24 protein-coding genes are annotated in these 24,894 nt (G+C 69.5%); 23 read left to right on the top strand and 1 reads right to left on the bottom strand.

The genetic code is table 11. The features are described from left to right. Position 1 precedes the first annotated feature (1 nt). From rsmH to murD, 8 genes are read left to right on the top strand one after another with little or no spacing between them, the layout of a single operon-like run. Entirely contained in the window at positions 2–1,006 is a 1,005-nt protein-coding gene (gene rsmH / locus Ga0609869_RS02055; RefSeq protein WP_125403552.1) for a 16S rRNA (cytosine(1402)-N(4))-methyltransferase RsmH, read from the top strand. Beyond that, on the top strand, positions 1,006–1,356 hold the full coding sequence (ftsL, locus tag Ga0609869_RS02050) for a cell division protein FtsL (protein WP_125403551.1): 351 nt from the start codon (positions 1,006–1,008) through the stop codon (positions 1,354–1,356). The genes rsmH and ftsL overlap by 1 nt, the downstream gene beginning before the upstream one ends. After that, entirely contained in the window at positions 1,353–3,134 is a 1,782-nt protein-coding gene (locus tag Ga0609869_RS02045; protein ID WP_125403550.1) for a peptidoglycan D,D-transpeptidase FtsI family protein, read from the top strand. Before ftsL ends, Ga0609869_RS02045 begins: the two co-directional genes overlap by 4 nt. Before the next feature lie 17 nt (positions 3,135–3,151). Then, the gene (locus Ga0609869_RS02040; protein ID WP_125403549.1) at positions 3,152–4,639 is read left to right on the top strand and encodes a UDP-N-acetylmuramoyl-L-alanyl-D-glutamate--2,6-diaminopimelate ligase; all 1,488 of its coding nucleotides are present in this window, start codon (positions 3,152–3,154) and stop codon (positions 4,637–4,639) included. Further along, a complete protein-coding gene (locus Ga0609869_RS02035; RefSeq protein WP_125403548.1) occupies positions 4,636–6,072 on the top strand; it encodes a UDP-N-acetylmuramoyl-tripeptide--D-alanyl-D-alanine ligase in 1,437 nt (478 codons plus the stop codon). The genes Ga0609869_RS02040 and Ga0609869_RS02035 overlap by 4 nt, the downstream gene beginning before the upstream one ends. 11 nt (positions 6,073–6,083) lie before the next feature. Further along, the gene (mraY, locus tag Ga0609869_RS02030) at positions 6,084–7,169 is read left to right on the top strand and encodes a phospho-N-acetylmuramoyl-pentapeptide-transferase (RefSeq protein ID WP_125403547.1); all 1,086 of its coding nucleotides are present in this window, start codon (positions 6,084–6,086) and stop codon (positions 7,167–7,169) included. Positions 7,170–7,203: 34 nt separating this feature from the next. Then, positions 7,204–7,530: a hypothetical protein gene (locus tag Ga0609869_RS02025; RefSeq protein WP_125403546.1), complete on the top strand. Its 327-nt coding sequence runs from the start codon at positions 7,204–7,206 to the stop codon at positions 7,528–7,530. Beyond that, positions 7,527–8,945 (top strand): UDP-N-acetylmuramoyl-L-alanine--D-glutamate ligase, encoded by a 1,419-nt coding sequence (gene murD, locus Ga0609869_RS02020; RefSeq protein ID WP_125403545.1) that lies wholly within the window; start codon positions 7,527–7,529, stop codon positions 8,943–8,945. Before Ga0609869_RS02025 ends, murD begins: the two co-directional genes overlap by 4 nt. A gap of 45 nt (positions 8,946–8,990) precedes the next feature. Here the strand turns inward: murD and Ga0609869_RS02015 are convergent, their stop codons facing one another. Next, positions 8,991–9,923, bottom strand: coding sequence for an L-lactate dehydrogenase (locus Ga0609869_RS02015; RefSeq protein ID WP_125403544.1), 933 nt, complete (start codon positions 9,921–9,923; stop codon positions 8,991–8,993). Positions 9,924–10,249: 326 nt separating this feature from the next. On the opposite strand from Ga0609869_RS02015, the gene Ga0609869_RS02010 reads away from it, so the two are divergent. From Ga0609869_RS02010 to lpxC, 15 genes are all read left to right on the top strand, one after another. Next, complete coding sequence (locus Ga0609869_RS02010; RefSeq protein WP_211336778.1) at positions 10,250–11,422, top strand: type III PLP-dependent enzyme; 1,173 nt, start codon at positions 10,250–10,252, stop codon at positions 11,420–11,422. A gap of 34 nt (positions 11,423–11,456) precedes the next feature. Next, a complete protein-coding gene (locus Ga0609869_RS02005) occupies positions 11,457–12,122 on the top strand; it encodes a class I SAM-dependent methyltransferase (protein ID WP_125403542.1) in 666 nt (221 codons plus the stop codon). Positions 12,123–12,177: 55 nt separating this feature from the next. Next, entirely contained in the window at positions 12,178–13,347 is a 1,170-nt protein-coding gene (ftsW, locus tag Ga0609869_RS02000) for a putative lipid II flippase FtsW (protein ID WP_125403541.1), read from the top strand. Further along, entirely contained in the window at positions 13,344–14,447 is a 1,104-nt protein-coding gene (locus Ga0609869_RS01995) for a UDP-N-acetylglucosamine--N-acetylmuramyl-(pentapeptide) pyrophosphoryl-undecaprenol N-acetylglucosamine transferase (protein WP_125403540.1), read from the top strand. Before ftsW ends, Ga0609869_RS01995 begins: the two co-directional genes overlap by 4 nt. Then, positions 14,444–15,841 (top strand): UDP-N-acetylmuramate--L-alanine ligase, encoded by a 1,398-nt coding sequence (murC, locus tag Ga0609869_RS01990; RefSeq protein ID WP_125403539.1) that lies wholly within the window; start codon positions 14,444–14,446, stop codon positions 15,839–15,841. Before Ga0609869_RS01995 ends, murC begins: the two co-directional genes overlap by 4 nt. 6 nt (positions 15,842–15,847) lie before the next feature. After that, positions 15,848–17,035 carry an APC family permease gene (locus tag Ga0609869_RS01985; protein WP_125403538.1) on the top strand — a complete coding sequence of 396 codons (1,188 nt, stop codon included), beginning with the start codon at positions 15,848–15,850 and terminating at the stop codon, positions 17,033–17,035. Further along, entirely contained in the window at positions 17,032–17,292 is a 261-nt protein-coding gene (locus Ga0609869_RS01980; RefSeq protein ID WP_125403537.1) for a DUF2484 family protein, read from the top strand. Before Ga0609869_RS01985 ends, Ga0609869_RS01980 begins: the two co-directional genes overlap by 4 nt. Continuing rightward, a complete protein-coding gene (locus Ga0609869_RS01975) occupies positions 17,289–17,549 on the top strand; it encodes a DUF2484 family protein (protein WP_125403536.1) in 261 nt (86 codons plus the stop codon). The genes Ga0609869_RS01980 and Ga0609869_RS01975 overlap by 4 nt, the downstream gene beginning before the upstream one ends. Then, positions 17,546–17,833 (top strand): hypothetical protein, encoded by a 288-nt coding sequence (locus Ga0609869_RS01970; protein ID WP_125403535.1) that lies wholly within the window; start codon positions 17,546–17,548, stop codon positions 17,831–17,833. Before Ga0609869_RS01975 ends, Ga0609869_RS01970 begins: the two co-directional genes overlap by 4 nt. After that, positions 17,830–18,780 carry a UDP-N-acetylmuramate dehydrogenase gene (murB, locus tag Ga0609869_RS01965; RefSeq protein WP_125403534.1) on the top strand — a complete coding sequence of 317 codons (951 nt, stop codon included), beginning with the start codon at positions 17,830–17,832 and terminating at the stop codon, positions 18,778–18,780. Before Ga0609869_RS01970 ends, murB begins: the two co-directional genes overlap by 4 nt. A gap of 66 nt (positions 18,781–18,846) precedes the next feature. Next, positions 18,847–19,725 carry a D-alanine--D-alanine ligase gene (locus Ga0609869_RS01960; protein WP_245972116.1) on the top strand — a complete coding sequence of 293 codons (879 nt, stop codon included), beginning with the start codon at positions 18,847–18,849 and terminating at the stop codon, positions 19,723–19,725. Next, entirely contained in the window at positions 19,713–20,615 is a 903-nt protein-coding gene (locus Ga0609869_RS01955) for a cell division protein FtsQ/DivIB (RefSeq protein WP_125403532.1), read from the top strand. Before Ga0609869_RS01960 ends, Ga0609869_RS01955 begins: the two co-directional genes overlap by 13 nt. Beyond that, positions 20,612–21,946 carry a cell division protein FtsA gene (ftsA, locus tag Ga0609869_RS01950; RefSeq protein WP_125403531.1) on the top strand — a complete coding sequence of 445 codons (1,335 nt, stop codon included), beginning with the start codon at positions 20,612–20,614 and terminating at the stop codon, positions 21,944–21,946. The genes Ga0609869_RS01955 and ftsA overlap by 4 nt, the downstream gene beginning before the upstream one ends. 176 nt (positions 21,947–22,122) lie before the next feature. After that, complete coding sequence (gene ftsZ, locus Ga0609869_RS01945; RefSeq protein ID WP_125403530.1) at positions 22,123–23,679, top strand: cell division protein FtsZ; 1,557 nt, start codon at positions 22,123–22,125, stop codon at positions 23,677–23,679. A gap of 226 nt (positions 23,680–23,905) precedes the next feature. Further along, on the top strand, positions 23,906–24,826 hold the full coding sequence (gene lpxC / locus Ga0609869_RS01940; protein ID WP_125403529.1) for a UDP-3-O-acyl-N-acetylglucosamine deacetylase: 921 nt from the start codon (positions 23,906–23,908) through the stop codon (positions 24,824–24,826). The last annotated feature ends 68 nt before the right edge of the window (positions 24,827–24,894 follow it).

Below are 24,894 nucleotides of genomic sequence, written 5' to 3'. Positions count from 1 at the left end.
GATGGCGAAAGCGGCTTCATCCACGCCCGACAACGCCCCGCATATCCCTGTCTTGCTGCGCCCTCTGCTGGAGGCGATATCGCCCGTCTCGGGGCTCTGGCTCGACGGCACGTTCGGTGCCGGCGGCTATGCCCGCGGCCTGCTGGAGGCCGGGGCCGAGCGCGTGATCGGCATCGACCGTGACCCCAGCGTGTTCCGGCTGGCCGAAAGCTGGGCGGCCGAGTACGGCGACAGGCTGACCCTGGTCGAGGGCACGTTCTCGCAGCTCGACAGCTATGGCGATGCGCCGCTTGACGGCGTGGTGCTCGACCTGGGGGTGTCGTCGATGCAGCTCGACCAGGCCGAGCGCGGTTTTTCCTTCACGCGCGACGGCCCGCTGGACATGCGCATGGGGGCCAGCGGGCCGTCGGCGGCGGATCTGGTGAACGGCGAAAGCGAAGAGGCGCTGGCCGACATCCTGTATCATTTCGGCGAAGAGCGCGCCTCGCGCCGCATCGCCCGGGCAATCGTCAAGGCGCGCGCGACAACGCCCATCGTCACGACCGGGCAACTGGCCACCGTCATCGCCGGCTGTCTGCCTCACCCCAAGCCGGGCCAGGCGCACCCCGCCACCCGCAGTTTCCAGGCGCTGCGCATCGCGGTCAACGACGAGCTGGGCGAGTTGGTGGCAGGCCTTGAGGCCGCCGAACGCGCGCTCAAACCCGGCGGCAAGCTGGCGGTGGTCAGCTTCCACTCGATCGAGGACCGGATCGTGAAGCGCTTCTTGCAGCAGCGCGCAGGGCTGGGCGGCGGCACCAGCCGCTACGCGCCCGAGCCCAAGGCCGAAGAGCCGCGTTTTCGCCTGCTGGCCAAGCGCGCCATCGCCGCCGACGAGGCCGAACTGGCCGCCAACCCCCGCGCCCGCTCGGCCAAGCTGAGGGTCGCCGAACGCACCGATGCTCCCGCCGGGCCGTCCGACCACGCAGCACTTGGCCTGCCCGCGATCATGACCGGAGAGACACGCTGATGCGCAGCCTCTTTTACATCCTGTCCGCCCTCGCCGTGATGGGCCTCGCCTTCTGGGCCTATCGCGAAAACTACCGCACACAGCAGGCGCTGGCCGAGGCCGAGCGGCTGAACGGCGACATCGGCGCGATGCGCGAAGAGCTGAACGTGCTCAAGGCCGAATGGGCCTATCTCAACCGGCCCGAGCGGCTGCGCGAGCTGGCGGAGCTCAATTTCGACCGCCTGGGCCTGCTGCCGCTGCGCCCAGATCAGTTCGGCCTGATCGAACAGGTCGCCTATCCTCTGCCCGAAATGCCGGCGGTGACGCGGGTGGTCGACGTGGTCGGCCTGCTGGAGGAGGAACGCGAATGATCCGCACCCCGCTGCGCCCGCTCGCCCGCATCCTCGAGGCCCGCGCCCGGGGCGAGAACCCCGACGCCATTGAGCGCGAAAACCTGCGCCTGCGCCACGAACAGATGCGCGACCGCGCCCGCGCCCGGGCCGAGGGGCGGCTTTTCGTCCTCGGGGTGATGTTCTTTTGTGCCTTCACCGTGGTGGGCGCGCGGATGGGTCTTCTGGCGGCTTCGGAGCCGTCCGAACCCCGCGCCGCCGCACCCGGTGCCGCGATCCTGGCGCAGCGGGCCGACATCACCGACCGCAACGGCCGTGTCCTGGCGACCAACCTGGCCACCCATTCGCTTTACGCCCAGCCGCCGATCATGATCGACAAGGCGCGCGCCGCGCGCGACCTGGCCGAGATCTTCCCCGACCTCGACGAGGAAGAGCTGCTGGCGCAATTCACCGGCAAGCGCAAGTTCCTGTGGCTGAAGAAAAAGATCAGCCCCGAGCAAAAGCAGCTTGTCCACGATATCGGCGACCCGGGCCTCTTGTTCGGCCCGCGCGAGATGCGGCTTTACCCCAATGGCACGCTTGCAGCCCATGTTCTGGGCGGCGCGAGCTTTGGCCGCGAAGGCGTGCAGGCGGCCGAGGTGATCGGCACCGCCGGGGTGGAAAAGGCGTTTGACGGCTATCTCCGCGACCCCGCCAATGGCGGCGCGCCGCTGCGCCTTTCGCTCGACCTCACGGTGCAGGCGGCGGTCGAGCGGGTGCTGCAAGGCGGCATGAAGCTGATGAACGCCAAGGGCGCGGCGGCGGTGCTGATGGATGTGCGGACCGGCGAGCTGATCAGCCTCGTCTCGCTGCCCGATTTCGACCCCAACGAACGGCCCCGCCCGCTGACTTCGGGCGATGCCGGCGACAGCCCGCTCTTCAACCGCGCGGTGCAGGGGGTGTACGAACTGGGCTCGACCTTCAAGATCTTCGCCGCGGCGCAGGCGCTGGACCTGGGCCTCGCCAACCCGCAGACGATGATCGACACCAAGGGCCCGCTGACCTGGGGCCGCTACCGTATCCGCGATTTTCACAATTACGGGCCCGAGCTGTCGCTGACAGATGTGATCGTCAAAAGCTCGAATATCGGCACGGCGCGGGTGGCCGTCGAAATCGGTGCGAAGAGGCAGCGCGAATTCCTGGATAGTCTGGGGTTTCTGGAGGCTACCCCCGTCGAGTTGGTCGAGGCGCCGGGCGCGCAGCCGCTGTTGCCGAAAAACTGGTCTGAAATCTCGACGATGACGATCTCTTACGGTCACGGCCTGTCGGCCAGCCCCCTGCACCTGGCCGCGGCCTATGCCACGGTGCTGAATGGCGGCACGCGGGTGCGGCCGACGCTTCTGGCCGGTGCGCCGCCCCAGGCGGGCGAGCGCGTGATCTCCGAGCGGACCTCGCAGGTGCTGCGCTCGATGTTGCGCCAGGTGGTCCAGCGCGGCACGGCCAGTTTCGGCGAGGTTCCGGGTTATGCCGTCGGCGGCAAGACCGGCACCGCGGACAAGCCCAAGCCCAGGGGCGGCTATTACAAGGACAAGGTGATCGCCACGTTCGCCAGCGTTTTCCCGGCTCATGCGCCGCGTTACGTATTGATCGTAACCCTCGACGAACCCGAAGAAACCTCCGGGTCAGAGCCGCGGCGTACGGCGGGCTGGACGGCCGTGCCCGTGGCCGCCGAGATCATCCGCCGCGCGGCGCCGCTGCTCGGGCTCAGACCCGAGATTGAACCGGGGGCGGGGCTTGGGGTAACACTGACGTCGAACTAGGCATATCGGGGCGGGCCATGGCAGAGCGGACGGAGACCACACTTTCGGCGCTCGGCCTGCACGCCCAGGGCGGGCGCGAGGCGCGCATCACCGGGCTGTCGGTCGACAGCCGCGAGGTCAGGCCGGGGCATCTTTTCGCCGCGTTGCCGGGCACGCGGGTGCATGGGGGCGAATTCATCCAATACGCGCTCAGGATGGGCGCGCGCGCCGTGCTGACCGATGCCGAGGGCGCGCGCATCGCCCGGGCCGAGATCGCCGCCAGCGGCGCCGCGCTGGTCATCGCCGAGGACCCGCGCCAGGCGCTGGCCTTTGCCGCCGCGCTCTGGTTCGGGGCGCAGCCAGCGACGATGGTCGCCGTCACCGGCACGAACGGCAAGACATCGGTGGCCAGTTTTACGCGACAAATCTGGGCCGCGCTTGGCCACGAGGCGGCCAATCTGGGGACCACTGGGGTGCACGGGGCCTTTACCGCGCCGCTCTCGCATACCACGCCCGAGCCCGTCACCCTGCACCGCCTGCTGGCCGAGATGGCCGAGGCGGGCATCAGCCATGCAGCGATGGAGGCCTCCAGCCACGGCCTGGCCCAGCGGCGCCTCGACGGGGTGCACCTGGCCGCGGCGGGGTTCACCAATTTCACCCAGGACCACCTGGATTACCACGCCGATTTCGAGGCCTACTTCGCCGCCAAGGCAGGGCTCTTCGAGCGGGTGCTGTCGGACGACGGCACCGCCGTTCTGAACATTGACGACCCGAGGGGCGTGGCGCTGAAAGAGCGCGCCGAGGCGCGGGGGCTGGACGTGCTGGGCGTCGGGCGCTGCGAGGAGGCCGAGTTGCGCCTGCTGGATCAGCGGTTCGACGCCACCGGGCAAGAGTTGCGCTTTTCCTGGCAGGGCCGGCCGCGGCAGGCGCGGCTCGATCTCATCGGGGGCTTTCAGGCCGAGAACGTGCTTGTGGCGGCGGGGCTGGCCATCGCCTGCGGCGACGAGCCCGCGCAGGTCTTTGACACGCTCGGCGGGCTGGAAACGGTGCCGGGGCGGATGCAACTGGCCGCGCGGCGCGATAGCGGCGCGGCGGTCTTCGTCGATTACGCCCACACGCCCGATGCGCTGGCCACCGCGCTGAAGGCGCTGAGGCCGCATGTGATGGGCCGGCTGGTCGTCGTCTTCGGCGCCGGCGGCGACCGCGACCGAACCAAGCGGCCGCTGATGGGGCAAGCGGCGGCCGAACACGCCGATGTTGCATATGTGACAGACGATAACCCGAGATCCGAGGATCCCGCGGCGATCCGTGCAGAAATACTGCAAGGCTGCGCCGGGGCGCACGAGGTCGGCGACCGGGCCGAGGCGATCCTGAGAGGCGTCGATGCGCTGGATCAGGGCGATGCGCTGCTGATCGCCGGCAAGGGGCACGAGACCGGGCAGGTGGTGGGCGAGACGGTGTTCCCCTTCGACGATGTCGAACAGGCGAGCGTGGCGGTGGCCGCCCTCGACGGGCACATGACATGAGCGCGCTTTGGACCGGGGCCGAGGCGGCGCGCGCGACCGGCGGCCGCGCGACCCGGCGCTTTCAGGCCACCGGCGTGTCGATCGACACGCGCAGCCTGCAACCCGGCGACTTGTTCGTTGCACTGACCGACCGCCGCGACGGGCACGATTTCGTGGCCGACGCCCTGGACAAGGGCGCCGCGGCGGCAATGGTCTCGCGCGTGCCGACCGGGGTCGGGTCCCGTGCGCCGCTCTTGATGGTGCCCGACGTGCTGAAGGGGCTGGCCGCGCTCGGCCGGGCCGGGCGGGCGCGCAGCGCCGCGCGGGTGGTGGCCGTGACCGGATCGGTCGGCAAGACCTCGACCAAGGAGATGCTGCGCGCGGTGCTGTCGGGGCAGGGGCCGACCCATGCCGCCGAGGCGAGCTTCAACAACCATTGGGGCGTCCCGCTGACGCTGGCGCGGCTGCCGCGCGACGCGGCCTTCGCCGTGGTCGAGATCGGCATGAACGCGCCGGGCGAGATCGCGCCGCTGACCGCGCTGGCCCGCCCCCATGTGGCGCTGGTCACCACGGTCACGGCGGCGCATCTGGCCGCCTTCGACAGCATCGCTGACATCGCCCGCGAAAAGGCAGCGATCTTCGGCGGGCTGGTCGAGCATGGCGTGGCCGTCTACGACAACGATCTCGACGTAACGCCGATCCTGGCCACTGCGGCGCGCAGTGCCGGCGCGCGCTGCATCTGCTTCGGGGCGCGCGAAGACAGCGATTTCCGCCTCGTGGACGTGCGGCTCGGCGACTCCGCGACGGTGGTGCAGGCGCAGGCGCGCGGCGCGCCGATCCTGTTCAAGATCCGCGCGCCGGGGCGCCATTTCGCGGCCAATGCGCTGGGCGTTCTGGCGGTGGCCGACGCGCTGGGCATCGACGGCGCGGTGGCCGCCTGCGACCTTGCCCAATGGTCGCCGCCCGTTGGCCGCGGCGCACGCGAGCGTATCCAGCTCGACATCGTCGAGGACGGGCTGGCGGTCGATCTCATCGACGACGCGTTCAACGCCAACCCCGCCTCGATGGCCGCCGCGCTGGAGGTGCTCGCCGCGGCCGAGCCCCGGCACGATATCGGCCGCGTCGCCCACGGCCGGCGCATCGCGATCCTGGGCGACATGCTGGAGCTGGGCGAGGATGAGGCGGCGATGCACCGCGCCCTGTCCGAACTGCCGACGATGGCCAAGGTCGACACCGTCCATTGCGTGGGTCCGCTGATGCGCGGCCTTTACGAGGCGCTGCCGCTGCGCCAGCGCGGCATCTGGGTGCCCGAGGCCGACGCGCTGGCCGCGCGGGTGCATGCGCTGGTCGATGCCGGCGACGTGGTGCTCGTCAAGGGGTCCAAGGGCAGCCGCGTCTCTGTGGCGGTTGACGCGATCCGCAAATTGGCACAAGTCGTGCCGGTCGACTCCTGAGGTTTGAGTGCATGCTTTACTGGCTCTACGAGGTTTTTTCCGAGGGTGGCGGCGTGTTCAACCTGTTCCGCTACATCACCTTCCGGGCCGGCACGGCGTTCTTCGCCGCGCTGGTCTTCGGTTTTCTCTTCGGGCGGCCGCTGATCAACCTGTTGCGCAAGCGTCAGAAAAAGGGCCAGCCGATCCGCGATGACGGCCCGCAGGGCCATTTCGCCAAGGCCGGTACGCCCACCATGGGCGGTTTGCTGATCCTCTCGGCGCTGATCTTTTCCACGCTGCTCTGCGCCCGGCTCGACAACCCCTATATCTGGATCGTGCTTTTCGTGACGGTCGCCTTCGGCGCCATCGGCTTTGCCGACGACTACGCCAAGGTATCGAAGAACAACGTCAAGGGCGTGCCGGGCAAGGTGCGCATGGGGCTGGGCCTTGCGATATCGGCCGTCGCGGGGCTTGCCGCCGCGCTGGTCCATCCCGAGGCGCTCAGTTTTCAGCTGGCGCTGCCGGTGTTCAAGGACACGCTGGTCCATCTGGGGTTCATCTTCGTGCCCTTCGCCATGCTGGTGATCGTGGGCGCGGCCAACGCGGTCAACCTGACCGACGGGCTGGACGGGCTGGCGATCATGCCGGTGATGATCGCGGCCGGCACGCTGGGGGTAATCGCCTATGTGGTGGGGCGCACCGACTTTACCGAGTATCTCGACGTGCATCACGTGCCGGGCACGGGCGAGTTGCTGATCTTTTCGGCAGGGCTGATCGGCGGTGGCCTGGGCTTTCTGTGGTACAATGCACCGCCCGCGGCCGTCTTCATGGGCGACACGGGGTCGCTGGCGCTGGGCGGCGCGCTGGGCGCGATCGCGGTTGTCACCAAGCACGAAATCGTGCTGGCCATCGTCGGCGGTCTCTTCGTGGTCGAGGCGCTTTCGGTCATCATCCAGGTCGCCTATTTTAAGATGACAAAAAGGCGCGTGTTCCTGATGGCTCCGATACACCATCATTTCGAGAAGAAGGGCTGGGCCGAGCCGCAGATCGTGATCCGCTTCTGGATCATCAGCCTTGTGCTGGCGCTTATCGGTCTGGCCACCCTGAAAGTCCGCTGAACCGGCGGACGGTGGCTCGGAAGGAGAGAGACACATGCAAGACCTGATCACGGAAAACCGGCGTGTCTTCGACGGGATGATCCCCTATTCGTTGGTGGCGTTCTTTGCCTACCTGCTGATGGTGTTCGTCCTGTTCGCAGACCAGGTGGTGCCCTATTGCGAACGCACCTTCGCCCAGCCCGGCCAGTGCGAGCCGATCTTCACCACGATCTTCCCCATCGCGGTGGCCGCTGTGATCGCCGCACCCGTGCTGCGCGGCGCGGTGATGTGGCTGGGCGGCAATCGCACCGTCGGCTTCCTCTTCGCGCTGGCGGTGATCCTGCTGCCGCCGCTGATGGTGGGCTGGCATACCCTCGTTTGATCGCCGTTCGGGGATACGAGGGCGAAAGGGTCGCCGTTCTGGGGCTGGGCCGGTCGGGGATGTCGGCCGCGCGGGCGTTGCGCGCGGGCGGGGCCGAGGTGCTGCCCTGGGATGACGGAGAGGCCGCGCGCGACAAGGCCGCGGCCGAGGGCTTCGCGCCCGTCGACCTGACCCGCCAGGGCGCGCTGCAGGGCTGCGCCGCGCTCATCCTCAGCCCCGGCATCCCGCACCTTTACCCCGCGCCCAACCGCGTGGTCGCCGCCGCCTGGGCCGCCGGCGTGCCCGTCGACAACGATATCGGCCTCTTCTTCCGCTCGCTCGCCACCGGCGACTGGGACATCTACGACACCCCGCCCAAGGTCATCGCGGTCACCGGCTCGAACGGCAAGTCGACCACCGCCGCGCTGATCCACCACCTGCTGACCGAGGCCGGGCGCGCCAGCCAACTGGCCGGCAATATCGGCCGCGGCGTGCTGGATATCGACCCGCCGGGAGAGGGCGGCGTGGTGGTGCTGGAGCTGTCGAGCTACCAGACCGACCTCGCCCGTGCGCTGACCCCCGACATCGCCGTCTTCACCAACCTCTCGCCCGACCATCTCGACCGGCATGGCGGGCTGGGGGGCTATTTCGCAGCCAAGCGCCGGCTCTTCGTCGAGGGCGGGCCGGATCGCGCGATCATCGGCGTCGACGAGGACGAGGGGCGGTACCTCGCCAACCAGATGGCCGAGGCGCCCGCAGACGACCGCCTGATCCGCATCTCGGCGGCCGGAAAGCTCTCGGGGCCCGGCTGGTCGGTCTTCGCAAGGAAGGGGTTTCTCGCGGAATGGCGCAAGGGCCGCCAGGTCGCCAGCCTCGATTTGCGCGCCATGCCCGGCCTGCCCGGCGCGCATAACCACCAGAACGCCTGCGCCGCCTATGCCGCCGCGCGCTGCCTCGGGCTTGCTCCCAAGGTGATCGAGAAAGGGCTCACCAGCTTCCAGGGTCTGCCGCATCGCAGCCAACTGGTGGCCGAAGCGGGCGGCGTGCGCTTCGTCAACGACAGCAAGGCCACCAATGCCGACAGCGCCGCCCGGGCGCTCGCCGCCTTTTCCCGCATCCGCTGGATCTGTGGCGGGCTGGAGAAAGAGGGCGGGCTGGGCGCGCTGGCGCCGCATCTGGGCAACGTCGCCAAGGCCTATGTGATCGGGCGCGAGGCCGCAGGCTTCGCCCTGCATCTGGGCGACACGCCGCACGAGGTCTGCACCGCAATGGCGACGGCCGTCGCCCGCGCCGCGGCCGAGGCCCAGCCTGGCGATACCGTGCTTCTGGCCCCCGCGGCGGCGAGCTTCGACCAGTACGACAATTTCGAACGCCGCGGCGAGGATTTCATCGCCGAGGTCGCGCGGGCGCTCGACGCCACCAATCGCGCGACGTGAACCAACGTGGAAGCGGACCGGTGGTCCCGGCCATCCCCCCCGCCGTTACAGGTCGAGCGCCTCGGTCGTCTCCTTCAGCACGGCGGCGCTTGCCGCCAGCGCCTCTGTCTCGGCCGGATCGAGCGCCGGGTGCAGGCTCGCCGTGACGCCGGCCGCGCCCAACACGCGGGGCAGCGACAGCGCCACGTCGCGCCGCCCGGCCACATGGGCCGTCCGGATCGAGACCGACAACACCGTCTGCTCGTCCTGCGCGATGGCCTGCACGAGGCGCGCCAGACCCGCGCCGATGCCGTACCAGGTCGCGCCCTTGCCCTCGATGATCGTGTAGGCCGCCCGCCGCACGCCGGCATCCACCCGTGCGCGCACATCCGCAGTGATCGGCGCGCCCAGCTGCGCCGCGACCGAGGCCAGCGGCTCCGATCCCACCCGCGCGTTCGACCAGGCCAGGACCTCGCTGTCGCCATGTTCGCCCAGCACGTAGGCATGGACCGATTGCGGCGAGATCCCCAGATGGGCGCCCAGCAGGCTGCGAAACCGCGCCGTGTCGAGGATCGTGCCCGAGCCGATCACCCGCGCGGGCGGCAGCCCCGACAGCCGCGTGGTGATGTCGGTCATGATGTCTACCGGGTTCGACGCCACCAGCAAGATTGCCTCTGGTGCCGCCGCCCGGACCTGCGCCACCACGTCGGCAAAGACCGCGGCGTTGCGGGCAAGCAGGTCCAGCCGGCTTTCGCCGGGCTTTTGCCCCACCCCGGCCGCCAGGATCACCACGCCTGCGCCCGCCAGCGCGTCGTACCCCCCCGCCTCGACCACGCTTGACGAGGCAAAGGGCACCGCGTGGGCGATGTCCTGCGCCTGGGCAAGCGCCAGCTTTTCGTTGCGGTCCACCAGCACCACCCGGGCCGCGGTGCCGGTCAGCGCCAGCGCATAGCCCGCCGCGCTGCCCACCATGCCCGCGCCGACGATTCCAACTTTCATGCCCGCCTCCGTCGTTGGGTTCGACGGACGCTAGCACGGTTGCGCCGCCGCGCCCGCGCCTTGCGCCGCCCCCGCTGTTTCTTCTTGGCAAAAATACCCAGATCCTGCCGCTGCCAGTGGCGCGCCGGTCACGGTTTCGGCAGCGGGCGAAAAATCCCGCCGATGCCCGGAATCATCCCTTGCACCGACTCGGGTCCGGCCCTATCTGCCGCGCCAAGACGCCAACGCACGCGCCTCTGGCCGGGTTGCCCCCGGTTTACGTAGCGACGGTAACGTCTCCCTTGGAACTGAGCGGTCATATATGGCCGGGTCTATTGGAGATGACCATGAACGCTACGCTCACCGGCTTCGTCGGACGACCTTCTGTCGCTCCCGCCTCGCGCATCGAGGCCTTCATCGCGGAAACCGCGTTCGACCGTCCCACGCTGGTCATCGACCCCGAGGCCGTGGCCGACCGGTTCCATGCGCTGCGCGCCGGGCTGGGCCGGGCGGCGATCCATTACGCGGTCAAGGCCAACCCCGAGCGGGCAATCATCGAGCGGCTGATCGCGCTCGGCAGCCATTTCGACGCCGCCTCGCGCCCCGAGATCGAGCTTTGCCTGGGCCTCGGCGCCGCGCCGCACACGATTTCCTTCGGCAATACCGTCAAGCGGGCCTCCGACATCGCGTTCGCCCATCACGCGGGTCTCACGCTCTTTGCGGCCGACGCCGAGGAAGAGCTCGACAAGATCGCCGAACACGCCCCTGGGGCAGAGGTCTATATCCGCGTGATCGTCACCGCGTCCGAGGCCGACTGGCCGCTCAGCCGCAAGTTCGGCTGCGCGCCCGAGAAGGTGCAGCCGCTGATGGCCCGCGCCGGCGCGCTGGGCCTCGCCCCCGTGGGCCTGTCGTTCCACGTCGGCAGCCAGACCCGCCGCGCCTCCATGTGGCGCGCCACGCTCGACCAGATCGCCGAGGTCTGGCACGCCGCCCGCGCGGCGGGCTTCGAGCTCGACCTGCTCAACATCGGCGGCGGCTTCCCGGCGTTTTACGGCGAAGAGGTCGAGCACCCGACCGATTACGCCGTGCAGGTGATGCACGAGGTGCGCGCGCGCTTCGGCGACGTGCCCCGCGTGATGGCCGAGCCGGGTCGGGGCCTGGTGGCCGAAGCGGGCATGATCGCCGCCGAGGTGATGCTGGTGTCGCAGAAATCGGACATGGACACGCACCGCTGGGTCTATCTCGACATCGGCAAGTTCTCGGGGCTGGCCGAGACCATGGACGAGGCGATCCGCTACCAGTTCGTCACCGGGCGCGATCACGAGCCGACGGGCCCCTGCATCCTGGCCGGCCCCACCTGCGACAGCGCCGACGTGCTTTACGAAAAGCGGCCGGTGCAGTTGCCTCTGGGCCTGATCGCGGGCGACCGGATCCTGATCCGCAACTGCGGCGCCTACACGTCGAGCTACGCCTCGGTGGGCTTCAACGGCTTCCCGCCGCTGGATGTTGTGGTGATCTGAGGCCCGTCCTAGACTCGCGGCACGGGAGACGCCGATGCCGCAGAACGACCCAGCCCACTGGGATCGGGTGTACGGCGCGCGCGAAGAGCGCGCGCTGAGCTGGTTCCAGGATAGGCCCGAACCCTCGCTTTCGCTGATCGAACGCCACGCGCCCGCGGGCGACGTGCTGGACGTCGGGGCAGGGGCGGCGCGGCTGGCCGATGCGCTGCTGGCCCGTGGCCGGACGGTCGCGCTATTGGACCTCTCGGCCGTGGCGCTCGCCGCGACGCGGGCGCGGCTGGGTGCGCTGGCCGGGAACGCCACGTTCATCACCGCCGATGTCACCCGCTGGCAGCCGCCGCGGCGCTGGGCGGTCTGGCACGACCGGGCGGTGTTTCATTTCCTGACCGAACCGGCGCGGCGGGCCGGCTATACCGCCGCGCTCGACGCCGCGCTTGCCATGGGGGGCGTGGCGGTCATCGCCACATTCGCCCCCGAGGGGCCCGAGACATGCTCGGGGCTGCCGGTCTGCCGCTATACGCCCGAGGCCTTGTCGGCGGAGCTTGACCGGCTGTTGCCCGGACAACTGGCGCTGGTCGAGGCCTGCGCGCTGCTCCACGAAACGCCGGCGGGGCAGGTGCAGGCGTTTCAGGTCTCGGTCTTCCGCCGAACGGGCCGAACGCCGCTCTCCGCTCTGGTTTCGGGCTCCGATCCGCGCTAGAATGCCGGCCAGACCCGGCAAACGGGCGGAACGAGGCAGTGCAAGGCGGTACCCCATGACGGAAATGGTCTATGGCGCTGCGCCCATGCGGGCGGGCGAACCCGTGCTCCCCCGGTGGTGGCGCACGGTCGACAAGTGGACAATCTCCTGCATACTTCTGCTGTTCGGCATCGGCATCCTGCTGGGCCTCGCCGCCTCGCCGCCGCTCGCCGCCAAGAACGGCTTTGCACCGTTTTACTATGTCGAACGGCAGGCGGTGTTCGGCGGTCTCGCGCTGATCGCCATGTTCGTCACCTCGATGATGTCGCCGGACCTGGTGCGGCGGCTGGGCGTGCTGGGCTTCGCCGCGGCCTTCGTGGCGCTGATGTTCCTGCCCGTCTTCGGCACCGATTTCGGCAAGGGCGCGGTGCGCTGGTATTCGCTGGGCTTTGCCAGCCTGCAACCCTCGGAGTTCCTCAAGCCCGCCTTCGTGGTGCTTGCCGCCTGGTTCATGGCCGCCGCGCAAGAGGTGAACGGCCCGCCGGGGCGGGTGCTGTCCTTTGCCGTGGCGCTGACCATCGTCGGGTTTCTGGCGATGCAGCCCGATTTCGGGCAGGCCGCGCTGATCCTTTTCGCCTGGGGCGTGATGTATTTCGTGGCCGGGGCGCCGTTCCTTCTGCTGATCGGGATGGCTGCGCTCGCGGTCTTCGGCGGCACCGTGGCCTATGAAAACTCGGAACATTTCGCGCGCCGCATCGACGGCTTTCTCAGCCCCGACGTGGACCCGCGCACCCAGCTCGGCTATGCCGCCAACGCGATCCGCGAGGGGGGCTTTTTCGGCGTCGGCGTGGGCGAGGGGCAGGTAAAGTGGTCGCTGCCCGACGCGCATACCGATTTCATCATCGCGGTTGCGGCCGAGGAATACGGGCTGGTGCTGGTGGGCGTGATCATCGCGCTTTACTGCGCCGTGGTGGTTCGTTCGCTGTTTCGGCTGATGCGCGAGCGCGACCCGTTCATCCGGCTGGCGGGGACCGGGCTGGCCTGCATCTTCGGGGTGCAGGCGTTGATCAACATTGGCGTGGCGGTTCGGCTGTTGCCGGCCAAGGGCATGACGCTGCCATTCGTCAGCTACGGCGGCTCGTCGCTGATCGCCGGCGGCATCGCGGTGGGGATGCTTCTGGCCTTCACCCGCACCCGGCCGCAGGGCGAGATCGGCGATATCCTCAGACGCAGGGGGCGGGGATGAGCCATTCCGCACCGCTTCTGGTGATCGCGGCCGGCGGTACGGGCGGGCATATGTTTCCCGCCCAGGCGCTGGCCGAGGCGATGCTGTCGCGCGGCTGGCGGGTGACATTGTCGACCGATGCGCGCGGCGCGCGCTACGCCGGCGGCTTCCCCCACGCGGTGCGCATCGAAGAAATCGCAGCGGCCACCTTCGCCCGCGGCGGTGCGCTGGCAAAGGCCGGCGTTCCGTTTCGGCTGGCCGGCGGCGTGATGTCGGCGGTCGCCCGCTTTCGCCGCGACCCGCCCAGCGTGGTCGCCGGCTTTGGCGGCTACCCATCCGTTCCCGCGCTGGCCGCGGCGGTGTTGCTCAAGGTGCCGAGGATGATCCACGAGCAAAACGGCGTGTTGGGCCAGGTCAACCGCCTGTTCGCGCCGCGGGTCGACGCGGTGGCCTGCGGGTCATGGCCCACAGACCTGCCCAAAGGGGTCGAGGGCAGCTATACCGGTAACCCGGTGCGCTCTGCCGTGCTGGAACGCCAGGGCGCGCCCTACATCCCGCCCGGCGACTACCCGATGGGCATCCTAGTGATCGGCGGCAGCCAGGGCGCGCGGGTGCTGTCCGACACCGCGCCCTCGGCGCTGGCCGCGCTGCCCGCGCCGATGCGGGCGCATCTGCGCGTCGCCCATCAGGCCCGGCCCGAAGACGTGGACCGCGTCACCGCCGAATACGCCGCGGCGGACATCGAGGCCGACGTACAGCCGTTTTTCGATGACGTGCCGGCCCGTCTGGCCGAGGCGCAACTCGTGATCAGCCGCGCCGGGGCGTCGTCGGTGGCCGATATATCGACGGTCGGGCGGCCGGCGATCCTGATCCCCTTCGCCGCCGCCGCGGGCGATCACCAAAGCGCGAATGCGCGGGGCCTTTACGAGGCGGGCGGGGCCATCGTCATCCCCGAATCCATGCTTGATCCCGCCGCGCTGGCAGAGCAGATAGGCGCGGTTCTCTCCCAGCCCGACGCGGCGATGCGCATGGCCAATGCCGCGCTCGCCTTCAGCCGCCCCGACGCGGCCGAGCGGCTGGCCGAGATCGTGGAGGCGCTGGCAGACAAGGGGCAGGCATGAACGCGGCGACGAAACTTCCCACCGATGTGGGCCCGATCCATTTCGTTGGCATCGGCGGTATCGGCATGTCGGGCATCGCCGAGGTGCTGTTGAACCTCGGCTACACGGTGCAGGGGTCCGACCTGAAGGCCAGCAAGATCACCGAGCGGCTGAAGACCCTCGGCGCCACGATCTTCGAGGGCCAGCGCGCCGAGAACCTGGAGGAGGCCGAGGTCGTCGTGATCTCCTCGGCGATCAAGCCCGGAAACGCAGAGCTGGACGCGGCGCGGGCGCAGGGTTTGCCCGTGGTCCGCCGTGCCGAGATGCTGGCAGAGCTGATGCGCCTGAAATCGAACATCGCGGTGGCCGGCACCCACGGCAAGACCACGACCACAACGATGGTGGCCACGCTGCTGGACGCCGGCGGGTTCGATGCGACCGTCATCAACGGCGGCATCATCCACGCCTACGGCTCGAACGCGCGGATGGGGGCGGGCGAATGGATGGTGGTCGAGGCCGACGAAAGCGACGGCACCTTCAACCGCCTCCCCGCGACCGTGGCCATCGTCACCAATATCGACCCCGAGCATATGGAGCATTGGGGCAGCTTCGACGCGCTGCGCCAGGGTTTCGACGATTTCGTGTCGAACATCCCGTTTTACGGGCTGGCCGTCTGCTGCACCGACCATTCCGAGGTGCAGGCGCTGGTGGGGCGCATCACCGACCGGCGCGTGGTCACCTTCGGGTTCAACGCCCAGGCCGACGTGCGCGCGGTCAACCTGCGGTACGAAAACGGCACTGCCCGGTTCGACGTGGCCCTGCAGGCCGAGGGCAAGCTGATCGAGGATTGCACCCTGCCGATGCCGGGCGACCATAACGTGTCGAACGCGCTGGGCGCCGTCGCCGCGGCGCGCCACCTGGGCATGAAGCGCGACGAGATCCGGGCCGCGCTGGCGGGCTTTGGCGGGGTCAACCGCCGCTTTACCAAGGTCGGCGAGGTCGGCGGCGTGACCATCATCGACGATTACGGCCACCACCCGGTGGAAATCGCAGCCGTGCTGCGCGCCGCCCGGCAGGCGACCGAGGGCCGCGTGATCGCCGTGCACCAGCCGCACCGCTACACGCGGCTGCATTCGCTCTTCGACGATTTCTGCGCCTGCTTCAACGACGCCGACGTCGTTGGCATCGCCGAGGTCTTCGCCGCCGGCGAAGACCCGATCGAGGGCGCCAGCCGCGACGACCTGGTGGCGGGCCTCATCCGCCACGGCCACCGCCACGCCCGCGCGCTGCTGAACGAGGACGACCTCGAACGGATGGTGCGCGAACAGGCGGGGCCGGGCGACATGGTGGTCTGCCTCGGCGCCGGGACGATCAGCGCCTGGGCGAACGGGCTGCCTAAACGGTTGGAGGGGTAACGGGAAATGGCCGAGGCGCTGAAACGGCGGATCGGCCCGGGGCTTCTGACCGCCTATGGCGTGGGCGTCATGGTCGGCGCCGGTATCTACGTGATGGTGGGCGCGGTGGCCGGCGCGGCGGGGGGCTGGGCGCCGCTCGCCTTTCTTTGCGCGGGGCTGATCGCGGCGCCCTCGGCGCTCTCATATGCCGAGCTGTCGACCCGCATTCCAGAGGCCGCCGGCGAGGCGGCATTCGTCGAGCAGGGGCTGGGGCTGCACTGGCTGGCGGTGGCGGTCGGCCTGGGCCTGGCGCTGGCCGGCACCGTGTCGGCGGCGGCGGTGCTGAGGGGCGGCACGGGGTACCTTTTGGCGCTCGTCGATCTGCCCTTCGCAGCCGCGGTGCTGGGCCTTGGCGCGGTGCTGACGCTTATCGCGGCGCTGGGCGTTCTGGAAAGCCTGGCCGTGGCGGCGGTCTTTACCCTGGTCGAGGTGGTGGGGCTGGTGCTGGTGATCTGGGCGGGCGCGCAGGCCGATCCGGTGGCCGGGTGGGCGGCGCCGGGGCCGGTGCCGCTGGCCGGGCTCGGCGTGGCGACGCTTTTGGCATTTTTCGCCTTCATCGGCTTCGAGGACATGGTGAACATGGCCGAAGAGGTCGTGCGCCCCGCGCGCACGCTGCCGATCGCGATCCTGTCGGCGCTGGTGATCACCACGCTGGCTTACGCGGGCGTCAGCATCGCGGCCGTGCGTGCGGTGCCGGTTGCCGAACTGGCCGCGACCGACCGGCCGCTCGCGCTCGTCTGGGAACGGGGGAGCGGCTGGGACCCGCGGTATCTGTCGCTGATCGCGGTGGCCGCGGCGCTGAACGGGGTGCTGGCGCAGATCGTGATGGCGTCGCGGGTTCTGTTCGGGCTGGGCCGGCGCGAGGCGCGGCTCGGCTGGTTCTATCGGGCCAATCCGCGCCTCGGCACACCCGTGCGGGCCACTTTCCTGGTGGGCGCGGCGGTGATCGGCGCGGCACTGGCGCTGCCCCTGGCCACGCTTGCGGGGGCCACATCGGTGCTGTTGCTGGGGGTGTTCGCGCTGGTCAACCTGTCGCTGATCCGGCTCAAGCGCCGCGCCCCGGCGGCGCCCTTCCGGGTGCCGCGGGCGGTGCCCTACGCGGGGCTTGCCGCGGCACTGGGGGCGCTGGGCCTGTCGCTGGCGGGGGCGGCATGACCCTCTCGCTGACACTGGCCTGTCTCTGGGCGCTGGCCGCCACGGCGGTGGCCTTTTTGCCCTATCGCTGGCAGATCGTGCCGGGGCTGGCGCTGTTGCTCTGCGCCCCGGCGCTGGTCGGATTTGTCGGGCACCAGCATGGGGCGGTCGTGGCCGGGCTGATCCTGGCCGCCGTTCTGTCGCTGTTTCGCAAGCCGCTTGCCTATCTCGCGCGCCGTGGGTTGGCGCGCCTCTCCGGCCGCAAGGACGCGCCATGACCCTGTCCCTCACGCTTGCCTGTCTGTGGGCCGTGACCGCCAGCGCCATCGGGATGCTGCCGGGCCGCATCCACTGGCCGGCGGCCTACGGGCTGATCGCGGTCGGCATCCCGCTGCTGGGCTATGTGACGTGGGAGAACGGGCCGGTTTGGGGGATCGTCGCGCTGGCCGCGGGGGTGTCGGTGCTGCGCTGGCCCGCGCTTTATTTCGGTCGCTGGCTCTCGCGGCTGTGGCACGCTAGACGTGGGCGGCGATGAGTGGATTGACGATCGTTCTTGTCTACGCGGGCTGGGCGCTGGCCCCGGTCGTGGCCTACGCGGCGCTGTCGCATGGGTTGCGCCGGGGGCTGCGCGGGTTTCTCGCGCTTTTCGGCGCCTACGGCACGGCGGTGCTGCTGAGCTATGCCGCGCTGCGGGCAGAGGTCGCGGGACAGGGCCACGCCACGGTGCGCCCGCTTGCGGTGCTGGTGCCGTTCATCGGCGCGGCGGTGCTGTCGGGGCTGCTTTACGCCCTCGGCGCCCGGATCGGGGGCGGCGAATGAGCGATATGCCCGAGGTGCGCGGCCGGCTGACCCCTGGCAAGGCGCTGTCCGATCTGACCTGGCTGCGGGTTGGGGGACCGGCGGACTGGCTGTTCCAGCCCGCCGATACCGCGGACCTTGCCGCCTTTCTCGCCGCGCTCGACCCGGAGGTGCCGGTCTTTCCGATGGGCGTGGGCTCTAACCTGATCGTGCGCGACGGGGGGATGCCGGGCGTGGTGATCCGCCTCGGGCGCGGGTTCAACCGGATCGAGATCGACGGCGCCAACCTGCGCGCCGGCGCCGCGGCGCTGGATGCCCATGTGGCGGTCAAGGCGGCGGCGGCGGGCATCGATCTGACCTTTCTGCGCACGATACCCGGCGCGATCGGCGGGGCCGTGCGGATGAACGCGGGCTGTTACGGGCGCTACCTTGCCGATGTCTTCGTCTCGGCCGAGGCGGTGACGCGGACGGGCGAGGTGGTGCGGCTGGGCGCCGACGACCTGCGGTTCCGATACCGCCAGACCGACCTGCCGCAGGGATGGGTCGTCACCGCGGCCACGCTGCGGGGCCCACAAGGCGACCCCGCCGCGCTGGCGGCGCGCATGGACGGCCAGCTTGCCCGCCGCGACGCGACCCAGCCCACGAAAGAGCGCAGCGCCGGCTCGACCTTCCGCAACCCTGCCGGGTTCAGCTCGACCGGCCGGGACGACGACAGCCACGAGCTGAAAGCCTGGAAACTGATCGACGACGCGGGGATGCGCGGCGCCCGGCGGGGCGGCGCGCAGATGTCGGAAAAGCATTCCAACTTCCTCATCAACGCCGGCGGCGCCAGCGCCGCCGACCTCGAAGAGCTGGGCGAGGAGGTCCGAAAAAGGGTTTTCCAAGACAGCGGAATCCAGCTAGAGTGGGAAATCATGCGGGTCGGCAAACCGGCCCCGGATAATCAAAAGACAAAGGGCCGGCAATAAGGCCCGAATTTCGAGGCGGATTTGGCGGGCATGTCGAGCAGGGCATCCCCCAAGGTAGCGGTATTGATGGGCGGACCCTCGGTCGAGCGCGAGGTGTCGCTCGTTTCGGGGCGTGAATGCGCCGCCGCGCTGCGGGGCGAAGGATTTGACGTGGTAGAGCTGGACGCCGGGCAGGACCTGCCCGAGCACCTGGCCCGCCACGCCCCCGACGTCGTGTTCAATGCACTTCATGGCCGCTGGGGCGAGGATGGCTGCGTCCAGGGCCTGCTGGAATGGCTGCGTCTGCCCTACACCCATTCGGGCGTGCTGGCCTCGGCGCTGGCGATGGACAAGACCCGCAGCAAAGAGGCTTACCGTGCCGCCGGCCTGCCCGTGGTGGAAAGCCGGCTGGCCTGCAGGGACGAGGTGCAGGCGCGCCACGTGATCGCGCCGCCCTACGTGGTCAAGCCCAACAACGAAGGCTCTTCGGTCGGCATCCACATCGTGCACGAGGCCGCCAACAGCCCGCCGCGGCTGGACCCCGACATGCCCGAGACCGTGATGGTCGAGGCCTTCGCCCCCGGCCGCGAGCTGACCGTAACTGTGATGGGCACGCGGGCGCTGACCGTTACCGACATCCTGACCGAGGGCTGGTACGACTACGACGCCAAGTACCTGCCCGGCGGGTCGCGCCACGTGGTGCCCGCCGAGGTGCCGGCCGCGCTGTTCGATGCCTGCATGGAATACGCGCTGCGCGCGCATGTCGCGCTCGGCTGCCGGGGCCTCAGCCGCACCGATTTCCGCTGGGACGAGGCGCGCGGCCTCGACGGGCTGGTGCTTTTGGAGACCAACACCCAGCCCGGCATGACCCCAACCTCGCTCAGCCCCGAACAGGCGGCCCAGTGCGGCATGTCCTTTGGCGCGCTCTGCCGCTGGATCGTGGAGGATGCCTCATGCGACCGCTGATACGCCGCCGCAGCCGGGTCGAGCCGCCGCCGCTCCGCGACCCCGCGCCTTCGCGGCTGGCCTACCGGGCCGAGCGGCTGTGGCTGACACCGCTTTTCCGCCGCTTCCTGCGGATCGGCCTGCCCGTGGTTCTGGTTGCCGCGGCCGTTGCCGCGTTCTTTGCCGATGCCGGGCGGCGCGAGGCGCTGGCGGCGCTGGGCCACGACCTGCGCCAGTCCTTCACCGAGCGGCCGGAATTCATGGTCGGGCTGATGGCCATCGACGGCGCCTCGCGCGAGGTCGACGAGGATATCCGCGAGATCTTGCCGATCGATTTCCCGGTCTCGTCGTTCGATCTCGATCTTGAGGCGATGCGCCAGACCGTTGCCGGGCTCGACGCCGTGGCGCGGGCCGAACTGCGCATCCGGCCCGGCGGAATCCTTCAGGTCAGCGTGCAGGAGCGGGTGCCGGCGGTGGTCTGGCGCAGCGACAACGGGTTGGAGCTGCTCGACGCGCAGGGCCACCGGGTGGCGCCGCTGGCCGCGCGCGGCGCGCGCCCCGATTTGCCGCTGGTCGCCGGCACCGGGGCCGACGGCGCGATGCCCGAGGCGCTGCACCTGATCGACCTGGCCGCGCCCATCGCCGACCGGTTTCGCGGGCTCGTGCGGGTGGGCGAACGGCGCTGGGACGTGGTGCTCGACCGCGGGCAGCGCATCCTGTTGCCCGAAACCGGCGCGCCGGCGGCGCTGGAGCGGGTGATCGCGCTGAACCAGGCCGAGGAGATGCTGGCGCGCGATCTGGTGACGGTGGACATGCGCCAGGCGGGCCGGCCGACCTTGCGGCTGGCGCCCGGTGCGATCGAGGAATTCCGGCGGATCACGACGGCAGAGGCAGAAGCGGGGGACGGATGACCGATCTTTACCAGTTGCAACGGGCCATGCGGCGTATGCGAAAGCAGGCGATGGACCGCGGGGTGGTGGCAATTCTCGACGTGGGCAGCGCAAAGATCGCCTGTCTCGTGCTGCGCTTCGACGGGCCGGACCGGCTGCGCGAAACCGAGGGCATCGGGGCGCTGGCGGGCCAGTCCAGCTTTCGCGTGATCGGCGCGGCGACCACGCGTTCGCGCGGCGTGCGCTTCGGCGAGATCGACGCGATGCAGGAGACCGAGCGCGCAATCCGCACCGCCGTGCAGGCGGCGCAGAAGATGGCCAAGGTCCGGGTCGACCACGTCATCGCCTGTTTCGCGGGGGCCGGGCCGCGCTCTTACGGGCTGGACGGCGCGGTGGACCTCGTCGACAGCACGGTGACGGAGGGCGACGTGGCGCGCGCGCTCGCCGCCTGCGACCTGCCCGATTTCGGCGAGGGGCGCGAAGTGCTGCATGCCCAGCCGGTCAATTTCGCGCTCGACCATCGTTCGGGGCTGATCGACCCGCGGGGCCAGATCGGCAACCGCCTGTCGGTCGACATGCACCTGCTGACCGTCGAGAACCGGGCGATCCAGAACCTGATCTATTGCATCAAGCGCTGCGATCTGGAACTCGCCGGCGTGGCAAGCTCGGCCTATGTCGCCGGCATCTCCAGCCTGGTGGAAGACGAGCAGGAGCTGGGCTCGGCCTGCATCGACATGGGCGGCGGCGCGACCGGCCTTTCGATCTTTATCAAGAAGCACATGATCTACGCCGACAACGTGCGGCTGGGCGGCGATCACGTCACCTCGGACATCTCGAAGTGCCTGCAGATCCCGATGGCCACCGCCGAGCGGATCAAGACCTTCAACGGCGGGCTCGTGGCCACCGGCATGGACGACCGCGAGATGATCGAGATCGGCGGCGAGACCGGCGATTACGAGCATGACCGGCGCACCGTCAGCCGCGCCGAGGTGATCGGCATCATGCGGCCGCGGGTGGAGGAGATCCTCGAGGACGTGCGCGCGCGGCTGGATGCGGCCGGATTCGAGCATTTGCCCAGCCAGCAGATCGTGCTGACCGGCGGCGGCAGCCAGATTCCGGGGCTTGATTCGCTGGCCAGCCGCATCCTGGGCCAGCAGGTGCGGTTGGGCCGCCCGCTCAGGGTGCAGGGGCTGCCGCAATCGGCCACTGGTCCGGCCTTTTCAGGCGCGGTCGGGTTGTGCCTTTTTGCCGCGCACCCGCAGGACGAGTGGTGGGATTTCGATATTTCGGCCGAACGCTACCCCGCGCGATCGCTGCGCCGCGCGGTAAAATGGTTTAAAGAGAACTGGTAACCGCAAGATGCTGATGTACCGGCAAGATACCGCTGAAACCCTTGAAATCGTAAACCAGATTTTGTGGTTTTCAGGTGTTTTTTGCGTGACCTACACGGGGTCAAACGATACACTTCCCGGAAATCATGCGGAAAACCGGCGCTTTTCCCGGAAACAAAAAGCAGGCGGACAGACAGATGACATTGACCCTCCAGTTGCCCGAACATAACGAGCTGAAGCCACGCATTACCGTGTTCGGCGTCGGCGGCGCCGGCGGCAACGCCGTCAACAACATGATCGAGAAACAGCTCGACGGGGTGGAATTCGTCGTCGCCAATACCGACGCCCAGGCGCTGCAGCAGGCCCAGGCGCCTGCCAAGATCCAGATGGGTGTCAAGGTGACAGAAGGTCTCGGTGCCGGGGCGCGGCCCCAGGTGGGCGCGGCCGCCGCCGAAGAGACCATCGAGGAAATCGTCGATCACCTGGCCGGGGCGCACATGTGCTTCATCACCGCGGGCATGGGCGGCGGCACCGGCACCGGCGCCGCGCCGATCATCGCCCAGGCCGCACGCGAGCTGGGCGTGCTGACCGTGGGCGTGGTGACCAAGCCGTTCCAGTTCGAGGGCGCCAAGCGGATGCGCCAGGCCGAGGCCGGCGTCGAGGCGCTGCAAAAGGTGGTCGACACGCTGATCATCATTCCCAACCAGAACCTGTTCCGGCTGGCCAACGAGAAGACGACCTTTACCGAGGCGTTCTCGATGGCGGACGACGTGCTCTACCAGGGTGTGAAGGGCGTGACCGACCTGATGGTGCGCCCGGGCCTGATCAACCTCGATTTCGCCGACGTGCGCGCGGTGATGGACGAGATGGGCAAGGCCATGATGGGCACCGGCGAGGGCGAGGGCGAGAGCCGCGCGATCCAGGCCGCCGAAAAGGCCATCGCCAACCCGCTGCTCGACGAGATCAGCCTGCGCGGCGCGCGCGGCGTGCTGATCAACATCACCGGCGGGCACGACCTGACGCTGTTCGAACTCGACGAGGCCGCCAACCGCATCCGCGACGAGGTCGACCCGGACGCCAACATCATCGTCGGCTCCACGCTCGATTCGGCGATGGAGGGCACGATGCGCGTGTCGGTGGTCGCCACCGGCATCGACGCCAGCGAGGCTGTCTTGGAAACGCCGGTGCCGCGCCGCCGCATGGCCGAGCCGCTGCAACCGGCCGCTGCCGCGGCCCAACATGTGGCCGAAGAGCCCGTCGAGCCGGTCGATGAGGCATCCGAAGAGCCCAGCTTCTTCCCCGATCTCGAAGTCCAGTCCTACGAGATGCGCGAGCCCGAGGTGGCCGAATCCGACACGCTGCCCGAACCCGCCTACCAGCCCGAGCCGAACCGGGCCCAGCCCGAGGCCGAACTCACCGAGCAGGAATTCATCGCGCCGCGTCCCCCGTCCCCTGGAACGCCCTCGCCCGAGGCACTGGCCCGGCTGCAACGCGCGGTGAACAACGTGCCGAAACGGCACCAGCAGGCACCGGCGAGCGCGCCCGCCGGTCACCATCCCGGCGGCGACAAGGCGCGGTTCGGCATCGGGTCGCTGATCAACCGCATGTCCGGCCACGGGGCGGAATACGGCGAACGCGGTGCCCAGCCGCTGCGCGAGCAGCCGCCCCTGCATGGCCTTGATGAGGATCCCGAAACCGACCCGGACAAGGACAGGATCGAGATCCCGGCGTTCCTGCGCCGCCAGGCGAATTGACAACCTGAACCATCACTCACGCTGAAAGGGCCGGTACGCCGGCCCTTTTTGCGTTTTAAATCAATTGGATTTCTCGCGCTGCATCGCAGCGGCGGGTTTCCGCCCATCGCGCGCCAGCCTTTGTTTCAGGCCGTTACAAAGATTGAGTTGAGACCGCCGGGCCGCGGAATTATTTCACAATCACCGGATGACGGGCTGTGTCCGGCAGTAGCGAACGGGTGATCTTGTGCAAACGACGTTGAAGTCTTCGGTCGGGTTTACCGGGATCGGCCTGCATTCGGGCCGGCCCGTGCGCATGGTCGTGCACCCTGCGTCGGCCGAGTACGGCATCTGGTTTCGCCGCACCGACATCACCGATCGCGACAACCTGATCCCGGCCCGCTGGGACGCGGTTTTGCCCTCGCAGCTTTGCACCCTTCTGGCCAATGGCGACGGTGCCGAGGTCTCGACGGTCGAGCACCTGATGGCCGCGCTCGCCGGGTGCGGTATCCACAACGCGCTGGTCGAGGTCGACGGCCCCGAAATCCCGATCATGGACGGCAGTGCCGCGCCCTTCGTCGCGGCCTTCCTCGCCCGCGGGCTGCAGCGGCTGGGCGCTCCGGCCCGCGCATTGCGTATCCTGAGCCCTGTCGAGGTGCGCCAGGGGGCCGCTTGGGCGCGCCTGTCGCCCGCCGACACGCTGGAAATCGATTTCCACATAAAGTTCGACGACTCCGCGATCGGCCAGCAGGAAAAATGGCTGAACATGGCGAACGGCGCCTTCGTCCGCGAGCTGTGCGACAGCCGTACTTTCTGCCGCCAGCGCGATGTCGACGCGATGCGCGCCGGTGGGCTTGCCCGTGGCGGCAGCCTGGCCAATGCCGTGGTCTTCGAGGGCGACAAGGTGGTCAACCCCGGCGGCCTGCGCCACAAGGACGAGCCGGTGCGCCACAAGATGCTGGATGCTCTGGGCGACCTGGCGCTTTCCGGCGCGCCGGTTCTGGGCCGCTACGAAGGCCACCGTGCGGGCCACGCGCTGACCAACCGGCTGCTGCGTGCGCTCTTCGCCCGGCCCGAGGCCTACCGGATGGAAGTTTGCGACGCCGAGATGGCCGCGCGCCTGCCCGGCATCGGCGTTGCACGCTCCGACCTGCCGGCCGCCGCCTGAGCACGCCGAATTCACCGCCAAAGGCGTTTTGCAGCGGATTTTTCTGTGCTAGAGGACGGACAGCCCGG

Origin of the sequence: Rhodovulum iodosum (genome assembly GCF_041020385.1) — a bacterium.
GTDB lineage: Bacteria > Pseudomonadota > Alphaproteobacteria > Rhodobacterales > Rhodobacteraceae > Rhodovulum > Rhodovulum iodosum.
Note: the sequence above shows the minus strand (reverse complement) of the source record. Positions and strands in the feature narration are given on the sequence as shown.